Origin of the sequence: Sinomonas sp., assembly GCF_051955515.1 — a bacterium.
GTDB lineage: Bacteria > Actinomycetota > Actinomycetes > Actinomycetales > Micrococcaceae > Sinomonas.
Window position 1 is genome coordinate 1 of record NZ_JBQCGQ010000256.1, and the last position, 6151, is coordinate 6151.

Annotated in this window: 7 protein-coding genes; 3 read left to right on the plus strand and 4 right to left on the minus strand. The window is 69.6% G+C overall.

Translation table 11 applies throughout. The features are described 5' to 3' along the window. From ACTHL9_RS15230 to ACTHL9_RS15240, 3 genes are all read right to left on the minus strand, one after another. A partial coding sequence (locus tag ACTHL9_RS15230) for a DUF222 domain-containing protein (protein ID WP_440520131.1) occupies positions 1-1254 on the minus strand: 1254 nt, incomplete at its 3' end. Positions 1255-1288: 34 nt separating this feature from the next. Beyond that, positions 1289-2101, minus strand: coding sequence for an alpha/beta fold hydrolase (locus ACTHL9_RS15235; RefSeq protein WP_440520132.1), 813 nt, complete (start codon positions 2099-2101; stop codon positions 1289-1291). 4 nt (positions 2102-2105) lie between these two features. Then, positions 2106-2537 (minus strand): hypothetical protein, encoded by a 432-nt coding sequence (locus ACTHL9_RS15240; protein ID WP_440520133.1) that lies wholly within the window; start codon positions 2535-2537, stop codon positions 2106-2108. A gap of 167 nt (positions 2538-2704) precedes the next feature. On the opposite strand from ACTHL9_RS15240, the gene ACTHL9_RS15245 reads away from it, so the two are divergent. The 3 genes from ACTHL9_RS15245 (at position 2705) to ACTHL9_RS15255 (ending at position 5772) form a co-directional block, all read left to right on the plus strand. Beyond that, a complete protein-coding gene (locus ACTHL9_RS15245; RefSeq protein ID WP_440520134.1) occupies positions 2705-4453 on the plus strand; it encodes a dihydroxyacetone kinase family protein in 1749 nt (582 codons plus the stop codon). A gap of 62 nt (positions 4454-4515) precedes the next feature. Beyond that, entirely contained in the window at positions 4516-4977 is a 462-nt protein-coding gene (locus tag ACTHL9_RS15250) for a ribose-5-phosphate isomerase (protein WP_440520135.1), read from the plus strand. Positions 4978-4980: 3 nt separating this feature from the next. Further along, entirely contained in the window at positions 4981-5772 is a 792-nt protein-coding gene (locus tag ACTHL9_RS15255) for a triose-phosphate isomerase family protein (protein ID WP_440520136.1), read from the plus strand. Here the strand turns inward: ACTHL9_RS15255 and ACTHL9_RS15260 are convergent. Then, a partial coding sequence (locus tag ACTHL9_RS15260; protein WP_440520137.1) for a FadR/GntR family transcriptional regulator occupies positions 5747-6151 on the minus strand: 405 nt, incomplete at its 5' end. The genes ACTHL9_RS15255 and ACTHL9_RS15260 overlap by 26 nt on opposite strands.

The following is a 6151-nucleotide window of genomic DNA, read 5'->3' on the forward strand; positions in this document are numbered from 1 at the left end:
TTGTGATCTCCAGGAGCCGATGCTCTTGAGCGCATGATGCTTGCGGCACAGGGACTGCAGGTTGTCGGCGTCCGTCGCCCCGCCGTGCTGCCACTCGATACGGTGATCGATCTCCGACCGCGCGGCCGGGCAGCGACAGTCGGGGAACTGGCAGGTTCCGTCGCGATACTCGATGAAGCGCCTCAACCCCTTCGGCGGCCGATACGCCGCCCGGCCCAGACTGAGTGGGACGCCGTCGTCATCGACGCCGAGCCGCTGCCACGTAGGCGCGGCGACGGCGAGATCGCGAGCTGTCTTCGCGTCGACCAGCCCATACCCCTCCAACACGGCCGGATCATCGGACGAGCCCAGGAGTGCCGACGCGGAAACGTGCACAACGATCTCCGCGGCCGGAGCGGGCTCGCCGCGCTTCGCAAGGACGGACTCGGCAGCGAGCACGCACTCGGCCAGCAGGTCGGCTCGCAACTGCGCGAGGGTCCGACCATCGTCGGGATCCGCGTCCCGTTGGCTGCGGGCGAGCGAGTCGAGGCGAGAGAACACGGCGAGCCCCACTTGCGCCGGCAGGAAGGCAGTCAGTGTGCACATGCCGTCCGGCTCGGGCCTGAACGTCACGCAACGATCCTGAGCGGCCTTGGCCCGCCGGGCGGCGATGGTCTCAGGATGGAGCCGTTCACGAAGATCCCTGACCGCTCGACGGAACTCGCCCGGGGCCCGGCGCCTGCCCGTTCGCGTCTCGAGCTTCGCGAGCGCCTTGATGCCGAACTCTTCGGCAAGGTGCTCCGGGAGGTTCGCAGCCTCGTCCACGATGGCCCGCGCGTGAGCCTCCGACAGGTCGCCGGACTCAAGCCGCTCAAGAACCTCGAGTTGCGGGCCGCAGAGAAACTCGGAAGCAGTGACGAGACGCGCGGCGGCGGGCTCAGAGATGCCCTCGGCGACAGCCACTTCGGCGACCGCGAGCGCATGGGCGAGGCGACCGTCAAAGCGCTCTGGCTGTCCATGCTCTTGCTCTGCAACGCGTCGGGCCTCATCTTCGCAGGCAAGCCGCACGCGTTCGACAGCCAAGGCCTCAACCGCGGCCAGGAATGAACGCACGCCCCCGATGTCGACCAACACCTGGCGTGCCTGCGCCCCCGTCAGCATCGAGGGATCCGGATGCCACAGCGCACCCTTGAGAAGCGAGTCAGGGAGGGGAACAAGCACAACGTCCCCCGACGACTCTATGACCGAGAAGTCCCTACCCATCGATGCCCCCATTCATCGAACGAATAGCCTAATCGTACCACAGGATTTAGAACGTGTGTTCTGATGATCCGGCGGGCTGGTGCTCCCGCAAGAAGGGCACAAGCTCTTCCAGAACCGGGCCGGATGGGAAGAGGGTCGAGGCGTGGGTGCGCCCGGGAAGCTCCACGAAGCGGGCGCGGGGCATGAGGGCCGCGGCGCGCTGCGACTGCTCATGCCGCGGGAGGTCGAGCGTTCCCGCCATGAGCAGCGCCGGAAGCGCCATCCCCATCAGGACCTGCTCTGGAATGCCCTCCCCAGCCTCCGTCGCCTCGAAATAGGCCGCGAGCGCTTCCGGATCGTTCGCGAGGAAGGCGGCCCGGGTAACCGGATCGAGGCCGTTTGCAGCCGCCGCGAAGCCGTCGGCGAAAGCAGTCATCCCACCCGAGCGGAGGGCTTCCAGATAGCCGGGGAAGAACACCTTCTCCACCTGCCCCCGCTGCGATTGATACGTGCCGCCGAGGGTCACGAGGCTCGCGACCCGCTCGGGCTTGTCCGCGGCGAGCGCAAACGCGACTCTCGAGCCGAAAGAATAGCCCACGAGGTGTGCGCGCTCGACCCCCTCGGCGTCAAGCATCGCCACAACGTCCTCCACGACGAGGGGCATCGCGTACGCCTCGGGGTCGTGCGGCTTACCACTCCTTCCATGGCCGCGCAGGTCCAGGCGAAGCGCCCGGAACCCGCCGAGCGCCTTCACATAGCCGAGGCCGCGCCAGACGGCCCGCGAGAGCGCTGAGCCGTGGAGGAAGACGACCGCGGGCCCCTCCCCCGACGAGTCGTAGGAAAGAAGCGTTCCGTCCGTGGGGTTGATAGCCGTGCTCACTGGGTCAGCGTACGGCCGCCCGCCGCCTGATCCAGCTCGCAGTGAGGAGTGCTGCGGCGAAGTCCGCCCCCATGACGGCAAGTGCGGCGGCCGCATGCGCTGTGGGCAGCGTCGTCGCGGCGGTCGCATCCGCGCCGTGGGAGTGCCCGACCGCTGGCCCTGCGACGAGCAGAAGTGCACCGTGCAGCACAGCCATCACCAACGACATGGCGACGAGCATCCTCGCAGCCCCCAAGGAGGGCGAGCGGAGCATCTTGTAGGCGCAGGGGGTGCACGCGGACGCCATTGCGAGAGAGAGTGCTGTCATCCAGCCGCCGGACACCGCCATCCAGAGGTGGGCGGCAACCCCAGCCGCCGCAGCCAGAGCCGCAAGTCGCGCATGAAGGACGGCGGCTCGCGGGAGCGAGGCTCGAGGAACTGGGTAAAGAGCGGCCATGGGTTCAGATTCGCCCACGACCCGGCCGCAGGGCATTGACCTCAGCGCAGACGCCTTGTCGAGCAGAGCAAGAGGAGGCCCGCACAACGCCAGGCGCCTTTCGCCGTCGTCGTTATTCGTATATCCTATAGGATGTTGTTGGAAGGACTCAGCGTGGAGGCGCACCTATGACCAGACTCTGGAATGACCCGGCAGACTTCGCGGACGAGATGGTGGAGGGCTTCGCCGAAGCCAACAGCCAGTGGGTCCGGAAGGTCTACGGCGGCGTCTCCCGCTCGACCGCATCGCCCGAGCCGGAGGTCGCCGTCGTCATCGGCGGCGGGTCCGGCCACTACCCCGCCTTCGCTGGCCTGGTCGGACCGGGCCTCGCGCACGGCGCGGCGATGGGGAACCTCTTCGCCTCGCCGTCTGCACACCAGGTCGAGTCCGTCGCGAGGGCCAGCAACCGCGGCCGCGGCGTCCTGCTGAGCTACGGCAACTACGCCGGCGACGTGCTGCACTTCACCGAGGCGCAGGAAGCCCTGCGGGCGGAAGGGATCGACTGCCGCAGCGTGGCCGTCCGGGACGACATCTTCTCCGCCGGCCCCCATGAGCGCGAGAAGCGCCGTGGCATCGCGGGCGATCTCACGGTCTTCAAGATCGCCGGCGCCGCGGCATCCCTCGGCTACGATCTGGACCGCGTCGAGAGCGTGGCGCAGCGCGCGAACGAGCGCACCCGTTCCATGGGCGTCGCCTTCACCGGATGCACCATGCCCGGCGCGGCTGAGCCGCTGTTCACGGTCCCCGAAGGCCGGATGGCCATCGGCCTCGGCATCCATGGCGAGCCTGGACTCGCAGAAACAGGCATCCCGAGCGCGGACGGCCTCGCGGAGCTGTTCATGGAACACCTCCTGGCCGACGCCGAGATCCCGGACGGCGTGGACGCCAAGGGCGCGCGGGCGGTTCCAGTCCTCAACGGCCTCGGCTCGGTGAAGTCCGAGGAGCTCTTCGTGGTCTACCGGCGCATCGCCCAGCTCGCGGAGGAGAAGGGCGTCACGCTGGTCGATCCGCAGGTGGGCGAGTTCTGCACGAGCTTCGACATGGCGGGCGTCTCGCTCACGCTGTTCTGGCTTGACGACGAGCTCGAGCGCCTGTGGCTCGCTCCGGCGGACACGCCCGCCTTCCGGCGAGGGGCCGTCGACTCCGCCGCTCTGGCGGCTGTCGAGGCCGACGGCGAGAGCGGCGCCGAAGGCGACCTGCCTGACGCGACCGAGGACTCCCGCGCCGCCGCGCGGCTGATCGCCGAGCTCCTCGGGGCCGCGCGCGAAGTCATTGATCAGAACGCGGACGAGCTCGGCCGCATCGATTCGATCGCCGGCGACGGCGATCACGGGATCGGCATGCAGCGCGGGGTCAAGGCCGCGGCAACGGCCGCCGCCACCCTTGCCGAGCAGGGCGCTGGCGCGGGCACCCTCCTGACGCGGGCGGCCGACGCCTGGGCGGATCGGGCCGGCGGAACCTCCGGCGCGCTGTGGGGCGTCATCCTGCGCACCCTCGGCGCGCAGCTCGGAGACACCGAGGCACCCGAGGCGGGCACCGTTTCCGACGGCGTGAGCCGTGCGGCGGAGGCCGTCATGGCGTACGGCAAGGCGAAGGTCGGGGAGAAGACGATGGTCGATGCCCTGGTCCCCTTCGCGGACACGCTCGCCCAGGGAGTGCACGACGGCGGCACCCTCACCGACGCGTGGGCGTCTGCCGCCTCGGCGGCGTCCGCTGCCGCCGATGCCACCGCCGATCTCATGCCCGTCACGGGCCGCGCCCGCTCGCACGGCGAAAAGGCGCTCGGCGTCGCCGACCCGGGCGCCGTGTCCCTCGCCCTCATCGTGACGACCGTCGGTTCGAGGCTGGCGAGCGCAGAGGCCGGCCTCAGCCAGTAACACCGCTTTCCAGCAACCCGCTTTTCGTTACCTCCACGAACACCTCTTCAGAAGGAGACATCATGGCCCGTCAGTGGCGGATCGTCGTCGGTTCGGACGACGCCGGATTCGAATACAAGGAAGCCATCAAGAAGGACCTCGAGTCGCACGACCTCGTCGCCTCGGTCACGGATGTCGGCGTCACGGCCGACGGCCACACCAACTACCCGAAGATCGCCACGAGCGCGGCCGAGATGGTCGCCCGGGGCGAGGCCGACCGCGCCGTGCTCATCTGCGGCACCGGCCTCGGCGTGGCGATCGCGGCCAACAAGGTCCCGGGGATCCGCGCGGTCACGGCCCACGACTCGTTCTCGGTCGAACGCTCGGTGCTCTCCAACAACGCCCAGGTGCTGTGCATGGGCCAGCGCGTCGTCGGGCTCGAGCTCGCGCGTCGCAACGTGCGCGAATGGCTCACCTACGAGTTCGACGAGACGAGCGCCTCGAACGCCAAGGTCCAGGAGATCTGCGCTTACGAGGGCGTCTAGCCCGTGCCCCGTGGCATCGATCGGGCCGAGTACATCATCGGCGTCAGCCTCAAGATGTACTTCGGCCACGCTCGGACCCTCGCGTGGTGCCGGGAGGTCGCGGCGCTCGGCCGGTCGCATCCGGCTGTCCAGGACGGCCGCGCCGAGCTCTTCGTCGTCCCCGGCTTCCTGTCGGTACCGGCGGCGGTCGGCATCCTCGCTGATGTCGCCGCCGTCGGGGCGCAGGATCTCTCCGAGGCGGACAGCGGGGCGTTCACCGGCGAGGTGAGCGGGACCGAGATTGCGGAGGTCGGGGCCAAGCTCGCGGAGGTGGGTCACGCGGAACGGCGACGGCTCTTCGGCGAGACTGACCGCGTGGTGCGAGCCAAGACCGCTGCCGCCCTGCGCAATGGCCTGACTCCGATCCTGTGCGTGGGCGAGGCCGAGCGCGGGGATCCCGGCAGCGCGGCCCGCGAGTGCATCCGCCAGGTGGAAGACGGTCTCGCGTCCGCGCAGGCAGGGCAGCATGGGGGCCGGGTCATCGTGGCCTACGAACCGCAGTGGGCGATCGGTGCCGAGGCGCCCGCGGAGGCCGACTATATCCGCTCGGTCTCTTCGGTCCTCCGCGATCACGTCCGCTCGCTTCCGGAGTTCCCGGACTCCGGCGTCATCTACGGCGGTAGCGCCAAGCCCGGCCTGCTGACTGAGATCGCACCCGACGTGGACGGCCTGTTCCTCGGACGCTTCGCCCACCGCCCGGAGTCCCTGGCCGCGGTCCTGGATGAGGTTCCTAGGCTCGCGCCCCGTGCTGGATGAACGTCACGAGGTCGTCGAGGGTCTGCGTCATGTGCTCGTCCATCGCATCGCGGGCCGCCCGCGGATCGCGGGTCTCGAGGGCTGCGAGCACCCGTTCGTGCCTGACGATCGCGTGCTCCTGGATCTCCGGGACCGCCGACGTCTCGGCACGCCGCGCCTCGAGAACCCGGTGAAGCGGCTGGAAGACGGCGGTCAGGAACATGTTGCCTGAGGCCTCGAGGATGATGTCGTGGAAGGCAAGGTCCGCCGCGACGAACTCCTCGAGGCTGTCGCTCGCGTGAGTCGCCCGCATCTCGGCGACGCACTCCCGGAGGCGCTCAAGCGCCTCGGGCGTGATCCGCTGCGCCGCAAGGGCGCAGGCCCCGGTCTCGAGCATGCG

What these genes read in the sequence shown, in the direction of transcription:
- ACTHL9_RS15240 (WP_440520133.1), bottom strand. Translation starts at nt 2,537, where the DNA reads ATGGCCGCTCTTTACCCAGTTCCTCGAGCCTCGCTCCCGCGAGCCGCC.
- ACTHL9_RS15245 (WP_440520134.1), top strand. Translation starts at nt 2,705, where the DNA reads ATGACCAGACTCTGGAATGACCCGGCAGACTTCGCGGACGAGATGGTG.
- ACTHL9_RS15250 (WP_440520135.1), top strand. Translation starts at nt 4,516, where the DNA reads ATGGCCCGTCAGTGGCGGATCGTCGTCGGTTCGGACGACGCCGGATTC.